The 24022-nt window shown below is 40.9% G+C and carries 28 protein-coding genes; 4 read left to right on the top strand and 24 right to left on the bottom strand.

Annotation, left to right across the window (positions count from 1 at the left end):
- Nucleotides 1–57: 57 nt before the first annotated feature.
- The 19 genes from KQI32_RS07160 to ylxM all read right to left on the bottom strand — a co-directional run bounded on the left by KQI32_RS07160 (nt 58) and on the right by ylxM (nt 16427).
- A complete protein-coding gene (locus KQI32_RS07160) occupies nt 58–1323 on the bottom strand; it encodes an NAD(P)-dependent oxidoreductase (RefSeq protein ID WP_177690917.1) in 1266 nt (421 codons plus the stop codon).
- A gap of 533 nt (nt 1324–1856) precedes the next feature.
- Entirely contained in the window at nt 1857–3182 is a 1326-nt protein-coding gene (locus KQI32_RS07155) for a thymidine phosphorylase (RefSeq protein ID WP_216424481.1), read from the bottom strand.
- 9 nt (nt 3183–3191) lie between these two features.
- Nucleotides 3192–4073 (bottom strand): site-specific tyrosine recombinase, encoded by an 882-nt coding sequence (locus tag KQI32_RS07150; protein WP_216424479.1) that lies wholly within the window; start codon nt 4071–4073, stop codon nt 3192–3194.
- A 191-nt stretch (nt 4074–4264) separates the two neighbouring features.
- Entirely contained in the window at nt 4265–4885 is a 621-nt protein-coding gene (spoIIM, locus tag KQI32_RS07145) for a stage II sporulation protein M (RefSeq protein ID WP_177690911.1), read from the bottom strand.
- A gap of 68 nt (nt 4886–4953) precedes the next feature.
- The gene (gene proC, locus KQI32_RS07140) at nt 4954–5730 is read right to left on the bottom strand and encodes a pyrroline-5-carboxylate reductase (RefSeq protein WP_216424478.1); all 777 of its coding nucleotides are present in this window, start codon (nt 5728–5730) and stop codon (nt 4954–4956) included.
- 10 nt (nt 5731–5740) lie between these two features.
- On the bottom strand, nt 5741–7180 hold the full coding sequence (gene purB / locus KQI32_RS07135; RefSeq protein WP_177690907.1) for an adenylosuccinate lyase: 1440 nt from the start codon (nt 7178–7180) through the stop codon (nt 5741–5743).
- 65 nt (nt 7181–7245) lie between these two features.
- The gene (locus tag KQI32_RS07130) at nt 7246–8445 is read right to left on the bottom strand and encodes a pyridoxal phosphate-dependent aminotransferase (protein ID WP_216424477.1); all 1200 of its coding nucleotides are present in this window, start codon (nt 8443–8445) and stop codon (nt 7246–7248) included.
- A 100-nt stretch (nt 8446–8545) separates the two neighbouring features.
- On the bottom strand, nt 8546–9478 hold the full coding sequence (locus KQI32_RS07125) for a dipeptidase (protein ID WP_216424476.1): 933 nt from the start codon (nt 9476–9478) through the stop codon (nt 8546–8548).
- A 15-nt stretch (nt 9479–9493) separates the two neighbouring features.
- Complete coding sequence (locus KQI32_RS07120) at nt 9494–9868, bottom strand: YraN family protein (protein ID WP_216424474.1); 375 nt, start codon at nt 9866–9868, stop codon at nt 9494–9496.
- A gap of 1 nt (nt 9869) precedes the next feature.
- On the bottom strand, nt 9870–10475 hold the full coding sequence (locus KQI32_RS07115) for a ribonuclease HII (RefSeq protein ID WP_216424472.1): 606 nt from the start codon (nt 10473–10475) through the stop codon (nt 9870–9872).
- Nucleotides 10475–11329 carry a ribosome biogenesis GTPase YlqF gene (ylqF, locus tag KQI32_RS07110; protein ID WP_177690896.1) on the bottom strand — a complete coding sequence of 285 codons (855 nt, stop codon included), beginning with the start codon at nt 11327–11329 and terminating at the stop codon, nt 10475–10477. The genes KQI32_RS07115 and ylqF overlap by 1 nt, the downstream gene beginning before the upstream one ends.
- A 122-nt stretch (nt 11330–11451) precedes the next feature.
- On the bottom strand, nt 11452–12168 hold the full coding sequence (gene lepB, locus KQI32_RS07105) for a signal peptidase I (RefSeq protein ID WP_253291102.1): 717 nt from the start codon (nt 12166–12168) through the stop codon (nt 11452–11454).
- 56 nt (nt 12169–12224) lie between these two features.
- Nucleotides 12225–12566 (bottom strand): 50S ribosomal protein L19, encoded by a 342-nt coding sequence (gene rplS, locus KQI32_RS07100; RefSeq protein ID WP_177690894.1) that lies wholly within the window; start codon nt 12564–12566, stop codon nt 12225–12227.
- 123 nt (nt 12567–12689) lie between these two features.
- The gene (gene trmD / locus KQI32_RS07095; RefSeq protein ID WP_177690892.1) at nt 12690–13418 is read right to left on the bottom strand and encodes a tRNA (guanosine(37)-N1)-methyltransferase TrmD; all 729 of its coding nucleotides are present in this window, start codon (nt 13416–13418) and stop codon (nt 12690–12692) included.
- A complete protein-coding gene (gene rimM / locus KQI32_RS07090; protein WP_177690890.1) occupies nt 13418–13915 on the bottom strand; it encodes a ribosome maturation factor RimM in 498 nt (165 codons plus the stop codon). Before rimM ends, trmD begins: the two co-directional genes overlap by 1 nt.
- A gap of 263 nt (nt 13916–14178) precedes the next feature.
- Nucleotides 14179–14409 (bottom strand): KH domain-containing protein, encoded by a 231-nt coding sequence (locus tag KQI32_RS07085; protein WP_177690888.1) that lies wholly within the window; start codon nt 14407–14409, stop codon nt 14179–14181.
- 21 nt (nt 14410–14430) lie between these two features.
- A complete protein-coding gene (rpsP, locus tag KQI32_RS07080) occupies nt 14431–14673 on the bottom strand; it encodes a 30S ribosomal protein S16 (protein WP_216424470.1) in 243 nt (80 codons plus the stop codon).
- Nucleotides 14674–14729: 56 nt separating this feature from the next.
- Nucleotides 14730–16055, bottom strand: coding sequence for a signal recognition particle protein (gene ffh / locus KQI32_RS07075; RefSeq protein WP_177690884.1), 1326 nt, complete (start codon nt 16053–16055; stop codon nt 14730–14732).
- The gene (ylxM, locus tag KQI32_RS07070; protein WP_216424468.1) at nt 16056–16427 is read right to left on the bottom strand and encodes a YlxM family DNA-binding protein; all 372 of its coding nucleotides are present in this window, start codon (nt 16425–16427) and stop codon (nt 16056–16058) included.
- Between the two features lie 339 nt (nt 16428–16766).
- Between ylxM and KQI32_RS07065 the strand changes: the two genes are divergently transcribed.
- Nucleotides 16767–17174, top strand: a complete 408-nt coding sequence (locus KQI32_RS07065; RefSeq protein ID WP_177690880.1) for a GNAT family N-acetyltransferase — start codon at nt 16767–16769, stop codon at nt 17172–17174.
- Nucleotides 17175–17301: 127 nt separating this feature from the next.
- On the opposite strand, the gene KQI32_RS07060 is transcribed toward KQI32_RS07065, so the two are convergent.
- From KQI32_RS07060 to KQI32_RS07045, 4 genes are all read right to left on the bottom strand, one after another.
- Entirely contained in the window at nt 17302–19053 is a 1752-nt protein-coding gene (locus KQI32_RS07060) for a phosphoenolpyruvate carboxykinase (GTP) (protein ID WP_177690878.1), read from the bottom strand.
- 466 nt (nt 19054–19519) lie between these two features.
- Nucleotides 19520–20074, bottom strand: a complete 555-nt coding sequence (locus KQI32_RS07055; protein WP_177690876.1) for a phosphoribosyltransferase family protein — start codon at nt 20072–20074, stop codon at nt 19520–19522.
- Nucleotides 20075–20094: 20 nt separating this feature from the next.
- Nucleotides 20095–21465 (bottom strand): NCS2 family permease, encoded by a 1371-nt coding sequence (locus tag KQI32_RS07050; RefSeq protein WP_177690874.1) that lies wholly within the window; start codon nt 21463–21465, stop codon nt 20095–20097.
- Nucleotides 21466–21687: 222 nt separating this feature from the next.
- Nucleotides 21688–22134, bottom strand: coding sequence for a DUF523 domain-containing protein (locus KQI32_RS07045; RefSeq protein ID WP_177690872.1), 447 nt, complete (start codon nt 22132–22134; stop codon nt 21688–21690).
- A gap of 510 nt (nt 22135–22644) precedes the next feature.
- Between KQI32_RS07045 and KQI32_RS13585 the strand changes: the two genes are divergently transcribed.
- Genes KQI32_RS13585 through KQI32_RS07030 form a run of 3 tightly spaced genes read left to right on the top strand, consistent with a single transcriptional unit; the run spans nt 22645 to nt 23773 of the window.
- Nucleotides 22645–22863 (top strand): spore coat associated protein CotJA, encoded by a 219-nt coding sequence (locus KQI32_RS13585; protein WP_308167045.1) that lies wholly within the window; start codon nt 22645–22647, stop codon nt 22861–22863.
- Nucleotides 22853–23149: a spore coat protein CotJB gene (locus KQI32_RS07035; protein WP_177690870.1), complete on the top strand. Its 297-nt coding sequence runs from the start codon at nt 22853–22855 to the stop codon at nt 23147–23149. Before KQI32_RS13585 ends, KQI32_RS07035 begins: the two co-directional genes overlap by 11 nt.
- 3 nt (nt 23150–23152) lie before the next feature.
- Nucleotides 23153–23773, top strand: coding sequence for a manganese catalase family protein (locus KQI32_RS07030; RefSeq protein WP_177690867.1), 621 nt, complete (start codon nt 23153–23155; stop codon nt 23771–23773).
- A gap of 34 nt (nt 23774–23807) precedes the next feature.
- On the opposite strand, the gene KQI32_RS07025 is transcribed toward KQI32_RS07030, so the two are convergent.
- On the bottom strand, nt 23808–24022 hold a 215-nt coding region (locus tag KQI32_RS07025; RefSeq protein ID WP_216424467.1), incomplete at its 5' end, for a hypothetical protein.

Raw genomic sequence — 24022 nt, 5'->3', positions numbered from 1 at the left:
CTGCGGAAGTTTGCTCTCCCCGTTCCTTTACAAAAACAGGAGACATTATTGGCAAGGTTATACTCCTTTTCCTTTCTTGCCGTGTCTTAGAGAAATGACATACTGTTCCATGGAATCCGCTACCTTCTTTGAATAGTTAACTGCTTCTACAACTGTTTTTGCACCGCTTACAACGTCTCCGGATGCAAAGATTCCTTCACGAGTTGTCCTGCCTGCTCCATCCGCTACAATCAGTCCTTTTTGATCGGTGTGAAGCCCTTCGGTTGTAGCAACAATATAATTTCTGGGGCCTTGACTGATAGATACAATCACACTGTCAGCCTCATATAATTGAGTTGTATTTTCTATATTTTCATACCATACGGAACCGTCAACCTTTTGTATCAATCTTGTGTCAGAAAACACAACTCCTCGGTCTGTTATTTCTACAGGAGATTTAAAGTATTCAAATTTGATTCCTTCCACGATCGCGTAGGCTACTTCACTCTTACTTGCAGTAAGCTGTTCCTCTCCCATAATAAAAAACACGGTAATATCTCTTACCCCTTTTCTTACCACTGTCCGGGCAACATCCATCGCTGCATTTCCCGCGCCGATGATAATAACGCTCTGCCCTAGATGATAGACATCAGGATTTTTCAGATAATTAATTGCAAAATGCACATTTCCAAGACTTTCTCCTTTGATACCAAGAGAATTGGGCTTCCACACTCCAGTACCTATAAAGATAGCCTTATATCCGTCTCTGAAGAGATCATCTATCACGAGACCACCATGACCGATAACCGTATTCGGCCGAATTTTAATCCCCAGTTCGAGCAATTTATCCGTGTATTTTTCAAGAGCTGTTTTGGGCAGTCTGAATTCAGGAATTCCGTATCTTAAAACACCGCCTATCCTTTCTCTCGACTCGAATATTGTGATATCATATCCCCTCTGTGCAAGAATAATCGAAATGGTTAATCCAGCTGGTCCGGAACCAATAATTGCAATTTTTTCTTTTCTCTCACCAGTATATTTCTGAATGGGAAAATTTAAAAAGTAATTGGAGATATAATTTTCAATTGTACTGATGTGAACCGATTGACCTTTTCTTGAGAGAACGCAGTGCCCCTCGCATTGCTTTTCATGGTTACATACAAAGGAACACAAAAGAGACAAAGGATTATTCGAAAAAAGCATATCCCCAGCTTCTCTAATTTCACCTTTCAAAAGCATTTTTATCATTTCGGGAATATTTGTATTGATTGGACATCCCTTGGCACATTGCGGCTTTTTACAATGAAGGCATCTTTTTGCTTCATCAATAATATGAAGTGACATACTGTAATATTTCCTCCTGTTTATCGGTTCCGCCTGATAGGCACATAATAAGGATTCAAAGCTCTCCGCATCCCTACCCGCTCTCAACGGCTTAGAGGCACGTGAGGTTATTATATCATTTCACCTTACAGGTGTAAATAAATTTGCCTCACTTCTGTTGAATCGTTCAAAAAAATTTATAATTTTAATATTTCAATGATAAAATAAAGTTTTTATTGTTCCATACCATTTTACATCCTGATTTCATAAAGGAACCGTCATTCAGCGTTTTCAGCGAGTGGGTGAACACTGTCTGAAAAGTGAAGAGAACACCTGCCCTTAAACATTTTAAATTTTCTTATAAACCTTCAAATTTATACCCGAAACCATGTAACTCTCTCATAAGGCCTTCTCCTGTCATTCAACGAGGATAAGGCCCTCACGGCAGTGCCGCACGAAGCGGGAGATTATACCCCTGCTTGATGAGGATATGGAAACCGTCATCGAAAGAGGAGGGAGACATATTGTCCTCAGTTGTATCAAAAAAGGAGACGCTAAGCGTCCCCTTCCAATTCTATATTAGACATAACCTTTAAAATTTTTGTTTTTCTTTCCGGCCGAAACCGATCGATCTGAAATGCATCCAGTATAACACTTTTTGCTTCCAAAGCTCTTTTCTCATCCTCACAAAAAAGAGTGGCCAGAACTTCATTTTCCTTCACCGGATCAGAAATTTTTTTATTGAAAAGGATACCTGCGCCATAATCAAGTGTATCCTCTTTTTTCTCCCTTCCGGCTCCAGCAAGCATGGAAGCGATCCCTATCAATTCCGAATCAATATCTTTGATATAGCCGGAAACAGGTGCTGTCACCTCCACACGTTTTCTACAGAGCGGTAGTCTTTCATAATCCTCAAGAAAAGAGGGATCCCCCTTTTGCATCGTGATCATCTGACGAAATTTAGAAAATGCCTTGCCGTTTTTTAAATGTTCAGCCGCTTTATGCATTGCTTTCTCAGGATTTGCTTCCAAACCGGTCAAAACCATCGCATATCCTGCAATCGCCACCGAAATTTCCTTCAAATCTGCAATTTCTTTTCCCTTTAAAACTTCTGTAGCCTCTATCACTTCCAGCGCATTGCCCACACAGCATCCCAAGGGTTCATTCATATCGGTAATTAAAACCACCATATTTCTCTGAAAAGAGCTGCCAATATCCAGCATCAGATGTGCCAGGGACTGCGCCTGCCGCAAATCTTTCATAAATGCACCATGGCCGCATTTTACATCCAGTATAATATTTTTTGCTCCTGAGGCAATCTTTTTCGACATAATACTGGAGGCAATCAAAGGCAGGCTGTCTACAGTAGCTGTCACATCCCGCAGTGCATACATCTTTTTATCTGCAGGACAAAAATTTCCGGTCTGACCGCTTATCACACAGCCAACTTCATCAAGCACATGCTGAAAGGCAGCTGTTGAAAGATTGATGTCTATCTGCGGAATGGCTTCCAGCTTGTCAATCGTTCCCCCGGTATGTCCAAGCCCTCTTCCCGACATTTTAGCGATTTTCATCCCTAATGATGCAATCAGTGGAGAACAGATAAAGGATATTTTGTCTCCAACCCCACCGGAGGAATGTTTGTCCACCAGCATAGGATCTTCTGCCAACGGCATAAAATCTCCGGAATAGGCCATTCGTTCTGTGAGAGAAAACAATTCTTCACAGGTCAAACCATGAATATACATTGCTGTCAGCATGGCTGAAATCTGATAATCTTCCATTCTACCATTTGTGACGCTGTCGACGAAAAACCGAATTTCGTCTTCGTTCAAAACACCGCCTTTTATTTTTTTTGATAAAACATGAAAGATGTCCATTTTCTTCTCCTATTTTGCTTTCGGATGCGCCCGGTTATAGACGTCCTGAAATTTTGTCTTAACAAACTGGCTGTATACTTTTGTGGTAGAAATGTCCGAATGTCCCAGCATCTCCTGGATGGATTTTAAATCCGCTCCGTTCTGTAAAAGATGCGCCGCAAAGGAATGACGCAAGGTATGAGGAGTAATTTCCTTATGTATTTTCGCTTTTGCCGCATATTCCTTGACAATCTTCCAAAATCCCTGCCGGGACATTCTGGTTCCGCTCAGATTGATAAAAATATGCTTATCCTTTTTCATATGATCTCCGTCCAGAAGCCGTGCAATATATACCCTTAAATATTCAACTGCTTCGTGATGCAGAGGAATCACTCTTTCTTTCCCATCATGCCGGCATACAATGTATCCTACATGAAGGTTGATATCCTCATATGTTAAATCCAGCAGTTCACTCACTTTGATGCCGGTAGCATACAGGACCTCCAGCATCACCTTGTCCCGAAGCCCTTTAAAACAATTGGTATCCGGCTGGTCTAAAAGCCGATCGATCTCCTTTCCGGTAAGAACGCAGATTTTTCCTCGTTCCACTTTCTCATACCGCACCGATTTTGCAGGATCGCAATCCAGTGTACATGTATCGTAGAGATATTTATAAAAGGCGCGGATCGAAGCCAGATTCCTGGATACGGTACTCTGTGCCTTCCCCTCATCCTTTAAGTGATCCAGATAACCTACAATATCCTGTGTCTCACACGCACTGTAGCATATCCCTTTTTCCTCTAAATATTCGCTGAAAATATGTAAATCTCTGCGATAGGAATCCAGCGTGTTGGTCTTCAGACTTTTTTCGATTTCCATAAAATCTAAAAAATCAATAATTTGAGAATTCATCCTTGCACCTCTGTCCGGTGCGTTCACAGCCTGCCAACGATGTGATACAGCACCTGAAATTGTCATGATTCTATTTTACATAAAACATAGACCAATGTACAGCGTTTTTTTGAGAAATCTCTTTCAAAGTTCAACAAAATTAGACATAAAATTTTATACACAATTCACAAACTTATCATTTTATGTTAAGTTTACATAATTATTTTCAGCAAATAGGGAACAATATAAGTTTCGCTCAGCGCATAGACACAGCCAATTAGAATTGCGCAGATCATAACGCAGGTATAAAACAGAATAAATTTTTTGATATCCGTTTTATATTTCATCTTCCCGGTTACCATATTGAGCAAAAGCATAGAAAATTCGAAAGCAAAAATACTTAAAATAAAAAGAACCGGAATATATAAAATAGCTTGTGCGGAAAACAGAGCCAAGGAAATGCCAATTCCCTTTGCCGTATAAACCTTAATAAAAAATGCGGAGACAAAGCCGATCAAAAAGCCCCGGCGGAATACAAGAAGAACGATACCGAGCACACCGATCACAGTGAATCCCAAAAGCCATACCATCAAAAATTCTTTCGTCATATTTAGAATAGATGTTTTGAAAATAGCTTGATAATCCACAGATCCCTGAGAAAAAATCTTGAAAAAATCATCCATAAAAACGGTGACATCCTTGACTTCATTTAAATCATACCGCATCACAACATAGGTGCCGGAAATGATTCCGAGGATAAAAATAGCAGACAAAAAAACATATTTGAACAGATTACTTCGAAAATGGTACCTCACAGTTTCCTTTATAGGCATATAAAAAACCCCTTTTGTAAAAAGTATTGTGTTACAATATATACAAAAGGGGCGGCTTGTATGCCTATTTATTTTTTCATTTTTTCATAGCATTTTTCCATTGCACCGATCAGAGCACTGCGAAACCCGCGTTTTTCAAGCTCATACACAGCCGCGATGGTTGTTCCTTTCGGAGAACATACATTGTCCTTCAGCACACCTGGATGCTCTCCTGTTTCCAAGACCATTTTCGCCGCTCCGTATACAGACTGAGCGGCTAATTCATAAGCCGTTTTCCGGTCGATTCCCTGCATCACGGCCCCATCTGCCATCGCTTCAATCATCATATAAACGTAAGCTGGGCTGCTTCCGCTTACCGCAACGCTGGCATTCAGCAAATCCTCCTCCAGAATTTTGACCTTGCCAATACTCTGGAATACCGCTCGGACGGCAGAAAATTCTTCCTCCAAGATGTTGTCGGAATGACACATTACCGTCATAGCCGCAGAAACTTTTGCAGGAGTATTCGGCATCGTCCTCACAATCTTTGCATCCCTGCCCATATTCTTTCGGATCTCTTCAATGGTTACGCCCGGCGCGACAGAGACATACACTTTGTCTCCCTTCAGCTGGGACAGTATCATTGGATAAATATGGGGTTTGACTGTCAGAAAAATGAAGTCACAGTCATTTTCCAAATCACCTGTGCCGTCGACCGTGCGGAACCCTTTATCGCGGTATGAAGCTTTTACACTCTCACTTGTATCAAACACAACAATGTCATCCTTTTGATACTGACCGGAGGATACCATGCCGTCAATGACGGACGAAGCCAGGTTTCCAGCCCCTACAAAACCATATTTCATCTCTTAACACCTACACTTTCAATTCAACATCAACACCAAGCAGTTCCTCATTCGCTTCAAGAACCGGCTTGATAACCTCATCAAGCAATTCAGAAACTTGCTGCGGTGCCCTTCCGATATAATTCTCCAGCTTCATGATATCCTTTAAATCATCCTTTGTCAAATCAAAGGTTTCCTGATCCGCAAGAATCCGTTCTATCAGATCGTTTGGCTTTCCTTCATCCTTTACGACCTTTGCCGCCATCATAGAATGTTCCCGAATCGCCTCATGCAGATCCTGCCGGTCTTTTCCCTTTTTTACCGCACTCATCATAATGTTTTCCGTTGCCATGAAAGGAAGCTCAGAGAGGATTCGATTCTCAATCACTTTTGGATGAATCACCAAACCATCCGTGACGTTGATCATAATATTTAAAATAGCGTCTACCGCCAGGAAAGCTTCGGGAACTGCAATTCTTTTGTTGGCAGAGTCGTCCAATGTTCTTTCAAACCACTGAGTCGCATAGACCATTGCAGGATTCATTGCATCCGTCATCACATATTTTGCAAGGGAACAGATGCGTTCACTGCGCATGGGATTTCTCTTATATGCCATCGCAGAGGATCCAATTTGGCTTTTCTCAAAGGGTTCTTCCACTTCTTTTAGATGCTGCAGCAAACGAATGTCGGAAGCAAATTTATGCGCACTCTGTGCAATGGAGGACAAAGCATTCAGAACAAGCGCATCAACCTTCCTGGAATACGTCTGTCCTGTTACCGGATAAGCTTCCTGAAATCCCATTTTCGCAGTTACCATCTTGTCCAGTTTTTTCACTTTGTCGGAATCTCCGTCAAACAGTTCCATAAAACTGGCCTGTGTGCCGGTTGTTCCCTTCACCCCCCTAAAGCGAAGTGAGGAAATCACAAAATCCAGCTGCTCCAAATCCAGATACAAATCATAGAGCCACAGGGAAGCTCTCTTCCCCACTGTTGTAAGCTGCGCAGGCTGAAAATGGGTGAAGCCCAAAGTGGGCAGATCCTTATATTCATCCGCGAAATCCGCAAGCTGCTTAATGGCGTTTATCAGCTTCTTTTTTACCAGCTTCAATGCATCCCGCATGATGATCAGATCGGTATTGTCACCAACATAGCAGGAAGTGGCCCCAAGATGAATAATTGGCTTCGCATTGGGACACTGTACTCCGTAAGCGTACACATGGGACATCACGTCATGCCGCACCAGTTTTTCCCGCTCCCGGGCCACATCGTAGTTGATATCCCCCTGAAATGCTTTCAGCTCGTCAATCTGCTCCTGTGTGATGGGAAGACCCAATTCTTTCTCACATTCCGCCAGGGCGATCCAAAGTTTTCTCCAAGTCTTAAATTTGGTATCGTTACTGAAAATATGCTGCATTTCTTTGCTGGCATATCTGGTATTCAACGGACTTTCGTAAACTGAATTATCAGCCATTTTCTTCTGTTCTCCTTTCACAATACAAACAGCTCACTTGAATAAGTGAGCTTGTCTGCTGCTATTTATAATTGGTTTGTAATAAACTTTTCAAGCCGATTCAAACCTTCATCAATGTTTTCCATGCTGGTTGCGTAGGACCATCTGACGAAGTTCGGTGCGCCGAAACCGCTTCCCGGGACAAGCGCCAGTTTTCCTTTTTCCAGAAGCAATGTACAGAACGCATCGCTGTCCTTTACAAAGACACCATAGTATTCTTTGTTCAGCAGTTTTTCAATATTCATCATGATATAAAAAGCACCCTGAGGCATCTTACAGGAAACACCTTCTATTTCGTTAACCCGTTTTACCATATGATCGCGGCGTTCTTTAAAAGCTTTTTTCATCTCCCAAACAGTATCCATAGGACCTCTTAAAGCTTCAATAGCGGCAACCTGTGCGATGGAATTGGGATTGGATGTCGCATGGCTCTGCACATTTGACATCACTTTTGCAATTGCCTCGTTGGAAGCAGTATAGCCAATCCGCCATCCGGTCATCGCATAGGTTTTTGAAACGCCGTTAACGACGATGGTCAAATCCTTGATCCGATCATTGAAAGAAGCGATGCTGACTGACTCTTCCCCATCGTAAATAAGAGATTCATAGATTTCATCCGAAACGATATATAAATTTTTTTCCACTGCATAATCTGCAATTTTTCTTAGTTCTTCCTTTGTATACACCATACCAGTAGGGTTGCTGGGGCTGTTTAAAACAATCGCTCTGGTCTTTTCTGTGACAACCTCATGAAGTTCCTCCACGGTAAATTTAAAGTGATCCTCTTCTCTTGTCTCAATGATGACAGGTACTGCGTCTGCCAGCTTGACCATCTCCGGATAACTGACCCAGTATGGCGCAGGAATAATTACCTCGTCACCCGGATCACAGATTGCACTGAAAGCATTTACCAAAGAGTGCTTTGCTCCGTTGGATACGACAATATTGGCAGGTGTATAGTCAAGGGCATTATCCCGTTTAAATTTTTCACATATTGCCTTTTTCAGTTCCAGCATTCCGGAAGCCGGCGTGTACTTTGTAAAACCATCATTGATGGCTTTAATCGCTGCATCTTTGATATGCTGCGGCGTATCAAAATCAGGTTCCCCTGCTCCGAATCCGACAACATCAATTCCTTCCGCTTTCATACTTTTAAATTTCGCATCAATTGTCAATGTTGCGGAAGGCGATATGGAACTTGCTTTCTGACTAATGTGTAAGTTCATTTCAAAATCCCCCAATGAAAATTTTATTCTATCAAATTGCATTTTAAAGATATTCTACACCTTTTTAACAGACTTTTCAATACTTTTTTGCAATTTTCATTCATTCATTATTCAAATTTTCATATATTACCCGATATACATTCTCAAAGGATATCTTTTTTATGACAGTTTCACTATAATTCAACTGTAAAAGCCGGTTTATCAGATTCTCCATTTGAGAAGCGTCCTGTATTTCGGGAATCGTCCGGTCAATCCCGTCAAAATCTGTGCCGATACCAATATGGTCTTCTCCGCCTAAAGAAAGAAAATGTTCAATATGCCGTACCATGACAGAAAGATTTTCCTCTTTTCCTAAAAACAGTGGATAGATGTTAATACCTGTAACTCCATTATTTTCTACTAATTCTAAAAATTGTTCATCAGACAGGTTCCGCTTATGCGGATGAAGAAATTTGGAATTGGAGTGGCTCGCCATCACCGGTTTTTGTGTAATCTCCATAACATCATAGAAGCCCGCTTCATTTAAATGGGAGACATCTACTGTCATTCCCAGTTGATTCATCCGTCTCACAACCTGCTTTCCAAAATCGGTCAGCCCCTTTTCCCAGCCTGACATACTGCCGCATCCAATGGCATTGATGCCGTTCCAGGTAAGTGTCATAAGTCTGACCCCCATTTCATACAGCAAATCCAAATTGCAGATATCCTCTCCGACCGGCTCCCCGCCCTCCACGGTAAGAAAGCATTTTAATCCCTTCGTATCCCGGTATTTTTCCAAGTCGCAACGGTTTAAAATAATCGGGACCTGATACAGTGTAAGCTGGTACTTTAGATACTCAATGATTTTTTTCGCCATGTGCAGAGATTGTTCGCCTATGTATACCGGATCGGACCAAACGGCAAAAAACTGAATATAAGAATGATATTTTTTGATCTTATCAATACTGAACGATAATTGGTTTGCATTCAGATCTCCAAGAATTTTATAAAGTTCATAAGCCGTATCGCAATGTGCATCAATGATATTATACATAGATGGTTTCACCTCTCAAGAAAGCATAAAAGCATTTTTTATATGATTTATGGTAACTTTATGAAAGATACCTGTCTGGTCAATCATCACTTCGATTACGTCAAATCTTGCCGCTGTCTGATAGAACTGTTTTTGATGAATATAGTACCGCGCTGTGTCAATCAAGTGTCTCTGCTTTGAGCGTGTCACCGCTTCGGCCGGCATTCCAAACTGTTGATCCGTTCTTGTCTTTACCTCAACAAAAACAAGTTCATCACCATCCTTTGTGACAATATCGATTTCCCCTCCACGGATCCGGTAATTCCGTTCCAGAAGTTCAAAACCATGTCTCTTCAGATAGCTGCAGGCCTTTTCCTCCCCTATTTTTCCAATTTTCTGCTTTCTATTCATCCTATTCACCGTTCACAAATTTTGTGCAGAATGTCTTGCGGTGAATTTCACAAAGTCCATATCGGCGAATTGCCTCAATATGAGCTTTCGTTCCATAACCCTTATGTTTTTCAAAACCGTATTGGGGATATTTTTCAGCCTGTTGTCTGATATAACGATCCCTGCTGACCTTGGCAAGGATAGATGCTGCGGCGATATGATAAGAAGAAGCATCGCCTTTTATAATACACCGATGGGGAATTGTGATTCCTCTGTCTTGATTGCCATCGATGAGGCTTAGATTAGGCACCTTTTTTAACCCGTTGAGTGCATTTTTAAATGCCAGCATTGTCGCATTTAATATATTGATCTCATCAATTGTTTTTTCATCCACAGAGGCAACGCAATAGTCAACAGCATGCTCCAAAATGATATCATACAACGCTTCCCGTTTTTTTTCTGTCAGTTTTTTGGAATCGTTGACTTCATCGATAATCTCATCATCGCGCATAATGACGGCACAGGCAAAAACGGGGCCAGCAAGCGGTCCCCTGCCTGCTTCATCCGCGCCAGCTATAACAGGGTATCCCTGAGCGATCATTTCTCTGTCAAAATCAATCAGGCTCATCACACATCCTCCGGTTTCTCCAGTGTAATCTTTCCGAGCATTCCGCTCTGATATTCATCCATCACAGTATTTGCCGTGCGTACCATATCAATCTCGCCGCCGCGGATTACAAAACCGCGTTTTTTTCCAATCATCTCCATCAATGCATATGGTTCCATTCCTTCCGGAATTTCTATCTTATACCGCTGCTCAATATTTTTTTGATATCCTTGCTGAATCAGGCATTTAAGAAAGAAGAAACACAATTCCTCAATATCTAAAATCTCATCCTTAATCGCTCTAGTAAATGCCAGCTTCTGTCCGACTTCCGGCTCTTCAAATTTTGGCCACAGGATACCAGGTGTATCAAGAAGCTCAATTTCATTCTGAATCCGAATCCATTGCTTTGCAGTGGTTACTCCCGGTTTATCCCCCGTTTTTGCACTGGACTTCCCAGTGAGTTTATTAATAAAGGAGGATTTTCCCACGTTGGGGACTCCAACCACCATCATCTTGGGAATAAAACGCATTCCTTTTTCCTTATACTTTTCCATTTTTTCAGGAACCAGACTCTTCACAGCACCAACCACTTTATCCAATCCTTTTCCGGATATGGAATCGGTCAAAAGAACCTTTGTGTGAACAGACTGAAAATAGGAAATCCATTTTTGAGTGATTTCATCATCCGCCATATCATATTTATTTAAGAGAATTACCCGCGGTTTCGTTCCCAGCAGCTCCTCAATCATTGGGTTACCGGATGACGCAGGGATTCTTGCATCCCGAATTTCTACCACTACATCAACCAGTTTTAAGTGTTCCTGAATCAAACGCCTTGTCTTGGCCATATGTCCGGGAAACCAATTAATATTCATTTTCTGTTTCCTCTCTTCTAAAAAAGAAAATTTTGTTTTCTTGAATACTATGAAAATAGCGGGGCATTCCGGATGGAAATTCCCGCTATTTGTTTTTCGATAAAAGCATTCATGCCGTTTTTTCAGCTTACCGGTCCGAATACATTGAACGGAAACAGGCGGAAAAAGGCTTTTCCTACCAACCTGTCCTCACTCACAATACCAACGCTTTGATCGCGGCTGTCCTTGGAGTGTTCCCGGTTATCCCCCATCACAAAAACACAGTCTTCGGGAACAGTAAGAGGGAGTTCCGTTGTACCATTTTTTGTAACAGCTCCCGGTGCAATGTAATCCTCCGCAATGGGTTGATTATCGATATATACTTTGCCGCCCTTTACATCAATCGTTTGCCCTTCAGTCGCTATAACGCGCTTAATATACAATACCCGGTTGAACATTAGCTTCCCTTTTACACTGCCGTCTGTTTGCTCCGGATCCAGCACAACAATATCTCCGTATTTTGGTTCATACCCAATGCGATATGCAAATAAACGGTCGCCATCGTGCAAGGTCGGCACCATACTGGAGCCGTCAACTAAAACCTGAATCAACAAAAACTGATTGATCAGGATAACCGCAATCAAAGCGATTGCGATAGAAATAACCCAGTCCATCACTTCTCTCAAAGCCCCGCGTTTCTTTTTCTTATCCTTTTCGTCGGGGTGCGTCTCCGGATTTATCGGAGCATCCTGAATCTCAGAGACAGTCTCATCGGAAGATTCTTCTTCTGATTGATTGTACTCCTCTATTTCGCTGTTTTCGCAATTTTTATCATTTATTTCTTTTTTATTTTCGTCCATATAAGCCTCCAAAAACATAAAGGGAGCCAATTCGATCAGCCCCCTTTCTTGCGTTATTAGATTTTTTCTTTGACTTTCGCAGCTTTTCCGACTCTGTCTCTCAGATAGTACAGCTTCGCGCGGCGAACTTTACCTTTTCTGACAATTTCAATTTTACCGATATTGGGTGAATTCACCGGGAAGGTTCTTTCAACGCCTACACCGTAAGATACACGGCGAACGGTAAATGTCTCTGCGATACCGCCGTGCTGTTTTTTGATAATAGTGCCTTCAAATGCCTGAAGACGCTCCCTATTACCCTCTTTTACTTTTACGAAGACTCTTACTGTATCACCAATTTTCAGTTCAGGCAAATCAGTTCTAATAAGGTCTGCAGTAATAGATTTAATGATATCCATTCTCTATTTCCTCCCTTCTTGCCTGGGAATTCATTAATAGCTAACGCTTCTATCAGAGGAATCCCCTTTTTACACCATAATATAATAACACAAATGCCATCATAAATCAAGCTTTTTTTGATATTATTTTGTATTTTTTTTGAGTGTTTCCAGAAATGCCAAATCTGTTCTCGTCAAATCTGCTTTTTCCAGTAAATCAGGTCTTTTATAAAAAGTACGTTCCAGTGACTTTTCCCGCCGAAAACGCTCGATATTTTTGTGATGTCCAGAGAGCAATACTTCTGGAACCCGTCTTCCCAATACTTCTTCCGGCCTGGTATACTGAGGATATTCCAGCAAATTATCTTCAAAAGATTCCTCAAAAGAGGAAGCATTATTTCCAAGTACGCCCGGAATCAATCGCAAAACTGCGTCACACACGGCACAAGCCGCAATTTCCCCTCCAGTCAAAACAAAATCTCCCAAAGATATTTCTTCGTCTACTATCTCCTCCAGTACGCGTTCGTCTACACCTTCGTAGTGCCCGCACAAAAGAATCAGATGCTTCTCTTCCGAAAGCGTTCTCGCTTTCTGCTGACAGAAAGGCCTGCCCTGCGGTGAAAGATAAATGACCTTTGCGTCAGGTGAATACACAGAAACATAGGCGTCATAGATCGGCTGTGCTTCCATCACCATCCCTGAGCCGCCGCCATAAGGAGAGTCATCTACCCTTCGATGCTTATCCGCCGTGAAGTCACGGATATTGACTGTGTTCAGTTCATATAAGCTGTTCTTTAAAGCCCGTCCAGTGATGGACTCGCCGAGAACAGCACGCACCATTTCAGGAAACAGCGTCAAAATATCAATACGCATTATAGAAGCCCCTCAATTAATTTTACAGTCACTTTTTTTTCTTTCAGATCAATTTTTTGCACAACGTCTTTTATCGCGGGAAGGTAAATTTCTTTGCCGTCTGCCTGTTTTACAGTATAGACATCATTGCTTCCCGTTTTAAAGACATCAATAATTTTTCCAAGTTTCTCCCCCTCCTCGGTTTCCACCGTAAGGCCAAGCAAATCTTTCACATAATACACGCCCTCTTCCAAAGCGGGCAAATCCTCTTCAAAGATATCAATTTTTTTGGTCTTATAATTCTCTGCTTCCTCTATTGTATCGATGCCAGAAAGCTTTAAAATCGCATTCCCTTTAAAATATTTTGTCCCTTCCATTTCAAATTTTTTTCCGTCAATCATTACATATTCAATTGACTCGAACAAATCCAAATCATCAACCATGGGAAGAACTTTTACTTCTCCTTTAAGTCCCCTAGTATTGACTATCCTGCCAATTGTAATCTTCTTTCGTTCCATCCGGCAAACCTCCTTCCTGAGCTAGCTACTGGAAAGTGAAACACAATACCGCTTTCATAGAAAAGTTTTTGAATTTTAAAACTTCAAAAAAATTCTCTCTTCGAAACAGCTCTCCACATTTTACTTTTTGATATCACAAGCATAGCTATGTCTTGCAAAACCAACAATTTAAAAAATACAAAATCAAAAAAGGGAAGATTGTTTGGATTAAACCTCCTAATACCTAGCAAAAGAGTGGGCAAATATGCCCACTCTGAATCTGCTTATTGGACAATGTCAACAGAAACTTTTTTGTTTTCTTTTGACGATGCCGCTTTCATCAGACATCTGATTGCCTGCGCATTTTTCCCTTGCTTGCCGATAACTTTTCCCATATCAGAAGGCGCCACATGCAGTTCAAAAAGAATACCATTGTCTGTTTCTTTCTCAACTACCTGTACTTCATCTGGAGTGTCCACCAGTGATTTTGCAAGGAAGATTAATAGATCTTTCACCTGAAAAACCTCCTTCTGGTATTAGAGAATACCATTCTTTTTCAGAAGATTTCTTACAGTATCTGTGGGCTGAGCGCCGTTTTTGATCCATTTCTGAACTTTTTCAGAATCAACACTGAATTCAGACGGATCTTTCATCGGATTGTAGATACCGATTTCCTCGATAAATCTTCCATCTCTGGGAAATCTGGAATCAGCAACAACCACTCTGTAGAAAGGAGCTTTTTTCGCACCCATTCTTTTCAATCTGATTTTAACTGCCATTGTATTTTTCACCTCCATAAGCTGTGATACTTTATATAAAATATCAAGATAAACGATTAAAAAAATCCCTTCATGCCTCTTGGCATTTTCTTTTTTGAAAATTGCTTCATCATTTTTTTCATCTGCTCAAACTGTTTTAAAAGTCCGTTGACTTCCTGCAGCGTAGTACCGCTTCCATTCGCAATTCTCTGTTTTCTGGAATAGTTGATAATCTGAGGATTTTGGCGCTCCTTCACTGTCATAGAAAGAATGATCGCTTTGGTCCGATCAAATTGTTTTTCATCCAAGTCAATTCCTTTTAAAGCCTTCTTGTTCACTCCCGGAATCATAGAAAGCATATTATCCAAGGGTCCCATATTTTTCAGCTGATCCAACTGGTCAAGGAAATCTTCAAAGGTAAAGCTCTGATCCTTCATTTTCTTTTCCAGTTCCTTGGCTTTCTTCTCGTCAAAAGCCTGTTCAGCTTTTTCTATTAGGGTAAGCACATCGCCCATTCCCAATATTCTCGATGCCATTCTATCAGGATGAAACGGCTCCAACTCATTCAGTTTCTCTCCCATGCCGACATATTTAATCGGCTTGTGGGTAACCGCACGGACAGAAAGTACACTTCCCCCACGGGCATCGCCGTCTAGCTTCGTGACGATAATGCCGGATAAATCCAGCTGCTCATTAAAGGCCGTGGCAGAGTTTAAAGCATCCTGACCTGTCATAGCATCGATAACAAGAAGAATTTCGGAAGGATTTAATGCATTCTTGATATTGGAAAGCTCCTCCATCAACGTTTCGTCAATATGAAGCCGACCAGCCGTATCGACAATCAAGACATCATTCAATTCTTTTTTCGCAGTTTCCAACGCTCTTTTTGAAATTGCAACCGGATCTTTGGAATCTTTATCATAAAACACCGGTACATCAAAGGAAGACCCAACCGTGATAAGCTGATCAACAGCAGCCGGTCGATATACATCGCACGCTGCCAAAAGAGGACGTTTGCCCTGTTTCTTCAAAATTCCGGCAAGTTTCGCACAGGTCGTTGTCTTTCCCGCTCCCTGCAATCCAACCAACATGATAACAGTCGGAGGAGCGTCGGAAAATCTAATTTTTTCATTGGTCCCGCCCATCAGCTCACAGAGCTCTTCGTTCACAATCTTGATGACTTGCTGCCCCGGGGTAAGACTTTCCATTACCTTTTCCCCGATTGCCTTTTCGGACACCTTTGAAACAAATTCTTTTGCTACCTTATAGTTCACATCCGCCTCCAGAAGAGCAAGACGGATCTCACGCATTGCAGCTTTCACATCGGATTCGGACAACTTTCCTTTTTTCTTTAAATTTCCAAAAATATCACTCAGGCGGTCTTTTAAGTTATCAAAAGCCATCTATTCATTCACTCCATTCAATTCCTCAAGAAGCTGTTCCAGCTCTTTTGTGTTACGGGTGATCTGTGGATGATGAATCTGAACCTGATTCAAATAAGCAAGTTCTTCAATCACACTGTGCATTTGGTCAAACCGCTGCTGTTCAAATTCAGCTTTTTCAGCCAGATGTAACTTTTCTTCCAGATGCATCAAGGATTCCTCACCGCGTTTAATATGATCGCGGATTCCTTGTCTTGTCACATCCATCAATTCGCTGATCTCAGCAAGAGACAAATCCTGATTATAGTATAAATCAATGACTTCTGCCTGCTTTTCCGTCAGCATGGCCTTATAATAGTCTAGCAATATGCAAATGCGAAAGTTTTTTGCCATATCAATCACATACTTCATACAATTTGTGTAAAGTTAATATCCTTTACACTTTTATTATAATAATATATTATTTCTGCAATGTCAAGCTTTTTTTACTAAATTTTCTGCTAAATTATCATAACGTTTGCTGAAACAATATTGTATGTGTTATCTCATTCATAGAGAATACTGTGTCTTTCCTGTTTTTGTGTTGAAGTTGACTGTTCAGCCACTCTTCTTTATTCGATTTGTAACACCATCTATTGAAATTCTGCATCAGATGAAAATTCACCACCAAAAGCAATTGATTTTCGGCCGGTGTCATTATATAATGAAAAGAAAAGTTTTGAGGATTAAACTATGAAAATAAGAACGGCAATCAAGCGCGATGCGGGCTTTCTTTTAAAATATGATAACCATATCTCTGAAAAAGAGCTGTATTGTGTTATTTCATTGGGCAGAATCCTCATTGCAGAAGAAGAGGAACATCCTATTGGATGGCTGCGGTGGGGAATGTTTTGGGACAATACGCCTTTTATAAATATGCTTTATTTATTGCAGAATTACCGTAGTAGAGGCTATGGCAAAGAACTTGTTATGTTTTGGGAAAAACGAATGAAAGAAAAACGTTATTCCATTGCAATGACCTCAACTCTTTCAACCGAGACCGCACAGTATTTTTATCGAAAACTGAAATATACGGATGTCGGTTCATTGATACTCAAAAGAGAGCCTCTTGAAATTATCTTTATGAAAGAATTGATATAGAATCTATAAATGTTGTGGAAACTGCAAGAAATAATACGAAAAAGGCATGTATTCGTTTAAGCGAATACATGCCTTTTTCGTTAGTCTGAAAGGTAAGCGTTTTGTTTACCTCTTTTATCATAAAATTTTACTTATTTAAGTTCTCTTCCAGCAGATTCAACTGATGTTTGATTCCCTCAGGTAATCTGTCACCAAATTTTGCAAAGAATTCTTTCATACCGGCAAGTTCGCTTTTCCAAACTTCTTTATCAACCGACAGAAGCTCTTTCAAGGTAGCTTCATCCAAATCCAAGCCGTCCACATTGATATCGGAAACTTTCGGTAGATAGCCGATTTCTGTTTCAACAGCATCTGCTTTTCCATCACAACGGTCAACGATCCAGTTTAATACTCTCAGATTGTCACCAAAGCCAGGCCACATGAATTTGCCGTTGTCATCCAGTCTGAACCAGTTAACATGGAAAATTTTCGGCGGATTCGGGATCTTCTTCCCCATTTCCAGCCAGTGAGCAAAGTAGTCACCCATATTGTAACCGCAGAACGGAATCATCGCCATTGGATCACGTCTTACAACACCTACAGCGCCTGCTGCTGCTGCCGTTGTTTCAGAAGCCATGGTAGCACCTACAAATACGCCGTGTTCCCAGTCGCGAGCCTGATATACCAGCGGAGCAGTTTTTGCTCTTCTTCCACCGAATACGATAGCAGAAATCGGAACGCCTGCTTTGTTTTCAAAATCCGGTGAAATGCAGGGACACTGTGCAGCCGGAGCGGTAAATCTGGAATTCGGGTGAGCCGCTTTCGTACCGGAAGCAGGAGTCCATTCTTTTCCTAACCAATCAATTGCATGAGCCGGTGCGTCGCCATCCATGCCTTCCCACCAGACTTCACCATCATCTGTCAGAGCAACGTTTGTGAAAATTGTGTTCTTTCTAGTCGTAGCCAATGCATTGTAGTTCGTTTTGGAACTTGTGCCAGGAGCCACTCCGAAGAAACCAGCTTCGGGATTCATCGCCCAAAGTCTACCGTCTTCGCCGATTTTCAGCCACGCAATGTCATCACCGACGGTTTCTACTTTATAACCTTTCAGTGCTTCCGGCGGGATCAACATAGCCAGATTTGTTTTACCACAGGCACTCGGAAAAGCGGCCGCAATATAATGTTTTTCGCCCTGAGGATTGGTCAGTCCGAGAATCAGCATATGTTCTGCCATCCATCCCTGCTGTTTGCCGAGATAGGAAGCAATTCTGAGTGCAAAACATTTTTTGCCCAGCAGAACATTTCCGCCATAAGCAGAATTGATGCTCCAGATAGTGTTATCTTCCGGGAACTGAACGATATATCTATCTTCCGGATTTACATCTTTTTTTGCATGCAGGCACTTTGTAAAATCGCCGTCTTCACCGATTTCTTCCAATGCATCTTTTCCCATTCTGGTCATGATATTCATGTTTAATACAACATAAATACTGTCAGTCAATTCAATACCGACCTTTGCAAAAGGTGATCCCTTCACACCCATGATGAAAGGAATTACATACATGGTTCTGCCTTTCATGCATCCTTCATATAACTTGGATAATTTTTCATAAGCATCTTTAGGAGCCATCCAGTTATTTGTCGGGCCAGCATCTTCTTCTTTGGAAGTACAGATGAAAGTTCTGCCTTCAACTCTTGCTACATCATTTTCTGCCGTTCTGTGCAGATAGCAGCCAGGTAATTTTTCCTGATTGAGTTCAATCATTTCACCTGTTGCAACAGATTCTTTTCTCAGCTCATCCAGCTGGGATTCACTGCCGTCAATCCAAACAATTTTGTCAGGCTGACACATTTTTGTCATTTCATCTAACCAAGTCAATACTTTCTTGTTATTAGTCATGAAATAGACTCCTTTCTTCCTTTAAATATACTTTATGATTGTCATAAAATTAACAAGTAGATTGTCCCATCGTTCTCCGCTTTATAGTATACACTATCCGTATGCAAATTGAAAGGCTTTTCGTTAAATTTAATTAAAAAATAAAGAAATTCACATTTTGTTCAAATTTGCCGAAATACAGTGTGTTGAATTAGTTGATTTCAACAATACTTTTTAACATTTTAGTCAAAATATTTTTTGTATTTTTATAATGCAAAGCAAGATGTCACTGCCTCTTCAGGCGTTCGGAATTTTTGACTAGAGTGCAATCTCCCGTTGAAACGTTAAATATCTCTTATGGAAGATATAAACCCATACATCTCTCTACATTTTGCCTAAATAGCCTCTAATTTTTTCAAACTTTCCAAAATACCCAATAGTAAAAAGCCGTTACAAAAATATTGTAACGGCTTTTATTATAACAACGTTATTTTATCTCACTTCCGTCAGCATGGAACACCGGCAGAGGTGCAAGATAAGTGATATCCGTTCTGCCAATTGCATCGCCTTCTGCAAGAACTGCCATTTTTCCAACAATGTTTCCCCCAACCTGATTGATCAAGGTTTCCAATGCGGCGAGAGATTCTCCTGTGCTGATAACATCATCTACAACCAACACTCTTTTCCCTCTCATTGCTTGCGCCTCTTCCGCACCGATGCATAAAATCTGCTGATGATCGGTAGTAATGGAATCGACTTTTGTATGAATCACATCGCGCATATAGAGTTTTGGACCTTTTCTTGCAACGATATAATAATTTTTTCCTGCCTGTTTCGCCATCTCATACAAAAGCGGGATCCCTTTTGATTCCGCAGTAATTAAAACATCGAATTCAGGCGCTTTTTTCAAGAGTTCTCTGGCGCTGTTTACCGTGATTTCCACATCGCCGAACATGATGAAAGCGGCAATATAAAAGTCATCCGCAACCTTGCAAAGAGGCAGCTCACGTTCCAGCCCTGCCACTTTCAAATGATAATTCATAATAGCTATGCTTCCTTTCCTTAACCGATTGCCGGGATGGCCAGCGTGATAATACGCAGTACAAACAAACCGAAGGATACCCACATAACCGGATGAACTTCTTTGATTTTCCCCGTGCAAACCTTGAGAATAACCCAAGATAGAATTCCATACATAATACCGTTTGCGATGGAATAGGTAAACGGCATCATAACAATTGCGACAAAGCCGCCGATGGTATCAGCAATGTCTCCGTCGAATGTCATTTTTTTTACGGAACTCATCATTAATAAACCGACAAATACCAGTGCCGGAGTTGTGGCAAATCCGGGAATCGCCAGAAAGATAGGCGACAGGAACAAAGCAACAGCAAACAGTACTGCAGTCGTAACCGCTGTCAAGCCAGTACGTCCGCCCTGTGCAACACCAGCGCTGCTCTCTACATAGCTAGTAACAGTTGAGGTACCCAGACATGCACCGACAACCGTTCCCACAGCATCAGCCATTAAAGCGCCGCCTGCTTTCGGAAGATTGCCGTCCTTGTCCAAAAGGCCTCCTTTATCCGCAACCCCGATCAAAGTTCCCACAGTGTCGAACAAATCAACAAATAAGAAAGAGAACACAATTACAATAAATTCAGGAAGATGACTTGTCACATAGCTGAAATTGAATTTAAAGAAATTAGGAGCCGCGGGAAGGAAGCTATAATCTTTAAAGCTTGGGAAAAGAGAATATGCCTCTTTTTCAATGTCAACAACATACCAACCGCAAAGCTGTGCAATCATTCCAAGAACCCAAGTCGCTAAAATTCCCCACAAAATTGCCCCCGGCACTTTGTAGTGATGCATGATCCCAATCAGAAGCAACCCAACCAAAGCCAGAATAAACTGGGGAGATAATACATTTCCCATTGCGACCAGAGTAGAGGAATCACCGATAACAATCCCTGCACCTTTTAAGCCTACAATGGTAATAAACAACCCGATACCGGCGGTAATTCCAAATTTCAGGTTTGCAGGAACCTTGTTAACCAAGGTTTCTCTAAATTTAAACAGGGAAAGGATAATAAAAATAATACCTTCCACCAAAACCGCTGTCAATGCGATCTGCCACGGATCCGTAACGCCTGCCTTTGCCATAGGCACACAAACAGAAAAAGCAAAATAAGCGTTCAGCCCCATACCGGAAGCCAAAGCCACCGGATAATTTGCAAAAAACGCCATACAAAGTGTTGCGAGAACAGCGGATACTGCAGTCGCAGTAAATACCGCTCCCTTGTCCATTCCTGCTGCAGACAAGATCGAGGGATTGACAGCTAATATGTACACCATTGATAAAAAGGTAGTAACACCAGCAATCATCTCAGTCTTGACATCTGTGCCATGCTCTTTGAGTTTAAAAAGTTTTTCCAAGACCTACACTCCTTACATATTTTATTTCTTTATTTATTTTATAATGAATTACACCTATTTGCAAGTTTCTAAATAAAATTCTGTCTTTTCATCCTTTTTTTCATCAATTTATCCAATTATCCGACATCATCTTTATATATTTTTAACATAGCTTTTTTATAGAAATGTCACTAAAATGGATTTTTTATTCATTTTAAACCGAGTAAAATTTCATTCGTCTCTTTACTTCTTATCTGCAAGGTACTTCAGCACTTCTTTCTCCTGCAACTCTGAAAAAACAGGAATTTCTTTTTCTTTTAACAATTCCGCAAAAATTCCGTCTCCTTCTTTCAGCGTTCCGGTAAAACTTCCATCGTAAATCTCACCGCTGCCACAAGAAGGACTTTTAGATTTCAGCACAGCTATAATCTCTTTTCTGCTTTCTATCGCTTTCAAAGCCTTTTTTGCTCCCCTGCAAAAAGCGGCTGTCACATCTTCTCCCTTTCTGTTTATCACTCTGTCCCCCAACCGTTCTGAAGGAATTCTTGGTATGGGCAGCCCTCCCAATACCTCCGGGCAAACTTCCAGTATCTCATATTTTTCCTTCAGTGCTATGCACCAGTCCACTTTATTATCATTTCCGTCATAACGGCACTTGCAACCGGCCAAACATTTGCTAAGTATTATCATAACATACCTTCTTTTGTTTTACTGTTTTTTATTTTATCTTTTTATTTGTTCAATAAAGGGATATTGCCTATTATGCAACGATTCAGCAGAAGATTGTGCTCCCGTTTAAAAATGAATTGATTCCCGCGTTTCAAGGTTTTGTCAAGGGTTTCAGATAGAGATTTGCATCAGCAAATACTATCTGCAGAGGCTAGGAATACCTTGCTTTTCTCTATAATTATAACAAAAAATATAAAATTCTACTATCCTAAATGAAAAAATATTCAAATAAATAAAATATGGCATCTCTAAGATGGATGATTTTTGCCTTTCGGTACATCTTGTCTCATTCTTTTATTGATTGCTTTTTAAAAAAACAAGGATTGTTTCCATTCATTTATTGTGAATGAATTATGTTTGAAACAATTCTATTCATCACCTTTCGCGTGTCCAAGCACAAGAAAGATGTATGCTCATAAAATAATAATGTAGCCAGCAAAAGGCTGCAAGAGTACGAAAGGAGCAATATAAGTGGAAGAAACAAATTACGAGATTTCCAGAGATGAAATTGATATCACAAATGAAGATCCCATTTTTGCAGATCCAAGGCAAGCCTTGGCTATGGCCTATGTCCCTATGCAGATGTGGAACAAAACATATGATCCGGATGTAGGAATCTGCCGAGGAACAATTTTCCCGGAGCTGGATCTTCCGTTCATAGGAGAGGAGGCCGTACCCTGTGGAAAATAACCCAAACAATTGCGGAAAAAAATGCGACAGCATGGAGAGTGAAAAAATCGCTCTGCTGCGTAAAATTCAAGTAGTGGATTTCGCCCTTCAGGAAGTCAATCTCTTCCTTGACACCCATCCCAGATGTAAAAAAGCGCTGACATATTATGAAATGTACCGTAAACTACGCCATGAACTTCATATGGAATACACAGAAAAATACGGTCCGATTACACGCAATGATGTCACGAGTACAGAAAGCTGGACCTGGATAAACGATCCATGGCCATGGGAGAAAGGGGTATAAATTATGTGGGCATATGAAAAAAAATTGCAATTTCCAGTCAATATAAAGAATCCAAACCCATCTATGGCAAAGGTGATCATCACCCAATTTGGCGGGCCGGACGGCGAATTGGCGGCTTCACAGCGCTATCTTGCACAGCGATACACTGCACCATATGGTGAGGTAAAAGGTATTCTTACCGATATTGGAACAGAAGAACTGGCACATATTGAAATGATTTGTGCAATTGTTTATCAGCTGACAAAATGCTTATCCATTGATGAAATTAAGAAAAGTGGATTTGATACTTATTTTGTAGATCATACAACCGGATTATATCCCGTTGCTGCATCCGGAGCACCATTTACAGCAACTTATTTCCAATCAAAAGGGGATGTCATCACCGATTTAACGGAAGATTTGGCTGCTGAACAAAAAGCCCGTACCACTTATGATAACATCCTAAGGCTGGTAGATGATCCCGATGTTCGTGAACCAATTAAATTTCTTAGAGAACGAGAAATTGTGCATTTTCAGCGCTTTGGTGAAGCACTCCGCGTTGTACAGGACAATCTGGATTCCAAAAACTTTTATGCATTTAATCCTGAATTCGACAAATGCGAATGCAAAAGGAAAAAGTGTTAATTCAGATAAAGAACCTAATAATGAAAACGCTAACCTAGACAAAGACAGATGCATAAAATAATTCGGTATGATTAATCTGCCATATATAAATAAAAGAAGATGTTTCACCTATAAGGTGGGAAGCATCTTCGAGTCTTTTACAAAGATTGTGTAAACCTCCAAACAGGTATATAATAAATACTGAGTTTGGAGGTTTTACTATGCCAAGAAGAAAAAGAACGCCGGAGGAAATCGCACGCAAAGCAAAAG

It is taken from the genome of Acetivibrio sp. MSJd-27 (assembly GCF_018918095.1).
Taxonomy (GTDB): Bacteria; Bacillota; Clostridia; order UMGS1840; family HGM11507; genus HGM11507.
This window is presented reverse-complemented; position numbering and strand designations above follow the sequence as displayed.

Coding starts and splice junctions, on each gene's coding strand:
- proC (WP_216424478.1), bottom strand. CDS start 5,730: ATGAAATATGGTTTTGTAGGGGCTGGAAACCTGGCTTCGTCCGTCATT.
- KQI32_RS07150 (WP_216424479.1), bottom strand. CDS start 4,073: ATGAATTCTCAAATTATTGATTTTTTAGATTTTATGGAAATCGAAAAA.
- KQI32_RS07125 (WP_216424476.1), bottom strand. CDS start 9,478: ATGTATAATATCATTGATGCACATTGCGATACGGCTTATGAACTTTAT.
- KQI32_RS07055 (WP_177690876.1), bottom strand. CDS start 20,074: ATGAATTATCATTTGAAAGTGGCAGGGCTGGAACGTGAGCTGCCTCTT.
- KQI32_RS07060 (WP_177690878.1), bottom strand. CDS start 19,053: ATGACTAATAACAAGAAAGTATTGACTTGGTTAGATGAAATGACAAAA.
- KQI32_RS07115 (WP_216424472.1), bottom strand. CDS start 10,475: ATGAGCCTGATTGATTTTGACAGAGAAATGATCGCTCAGGGATACCCT.
- KQI32_RS07045 (WP_177690872.1), bottom strand. CDS start 22,134: ATGATAATACTTAGCAAATGTTTGGCCGGTTGCAAGTGCCGTTATGAC.
- KQI32_RS07155 (WP_216424481.1), bottom strand. CDS start 3,182: ATGGACATCTTTCATGTTTTATCAAAAAAAATAAAAGGCGGTGTTTTG.
- rpsP (WP_216424470.1), bottom strand. CDS start 14,673: ATGGCAGTTAAAATCAGATTGAAAAGAATGGGTGCGAAAAAAGCTCCT.
- KQI32_RS07120 (WP_216424474.1), bottom strand. CDS start 9,868: ATGAATAGAAAGCAGAAAATTGGAAAAATAGGGGAGGAAAAGGCCTGC.
- rplS (WP_177690894.1), bottom strand. CDS start 12,566: ATGGATATCATTAAATCTATTACTGCAGACCTTATTAGAACTGATTTG.
- KQI32_RS07130 (WP_216424477.1), bottom strand. CDS start 8,445: ATGAACTTACACATTAGTCAGAAAGCAAGTTCCATATCGCCTTCCGCA.
- ylqF (WP_177690896.1), bottom strand. CDS start 11,329: ATGAATATTAATTGGTTTCCCGGACATATGGCCAAGACAAGGCGTTTG.
- purB (WP_177690907.1), bottom strand. CDS start 7,180: ATGGCTGATAATTCAGTTTACGAAAGTCCGTTGAATACCAGATATGCC.
- trmD (WP_177690892.1), bottom strand. CDS start 13,418: ATGCGTATTGATATTTTGACGCTGTTTCCTGAAATGGTGCGTGCTGTT.
- lepB (WP_253291102.1), bottom strand. CDS start 12,168: ATGGACGAAAATAAAAAAGAAATAAATGATAAAAATTGCGAAAACAGC.
- ylxM (WP_216424468.1), bottom strand. CDS start 16,427: ATGGCAAAAAACTTTCGCATTTGCATATTGCTAGACTATTATAAGGCC.
- ffh (WP_177690884.1), bottom strand. CDS start 16,055: ATGGCTTTTGATAACTTAAAAGACCGCCTGAGTGATATTTTTGGAAAT.
- KQI32_RS07065 (WP_177690880.1), top strand. CDS start 16,767: ATGAAAATAAGAACGGCAATCAAGCGCGATGCGGGCTTTCTTTTAAAA.
- KQI32_RS07030 (WP_177690867.1), top strand. CDS start 23,153: ATGTGGGCATATGAAAAAAAATTGCAATTTCCAGTCAATATAAAGAAT.
- spoIIM (WP_177690911.1), bottom strand. CDS start 4,885: ATGCCTATAAAGGAAACTGTGAGGTACCATTTTCGAAGTAATCTGTTC.
- KQI32_RS07160 (WP_177690917.1), bottom strand. CDS start 1,323: ATGTCACTTCATATTATTGATGAAGCAAAAAGATGCCTTCATTGTAAA.
- rimM (WP_177690890.1), bottom strand. CDS start 13,915: ATGGAACGAAAGAAGATTACAATTGGCAGGATAGTCAATACTAGGGGA.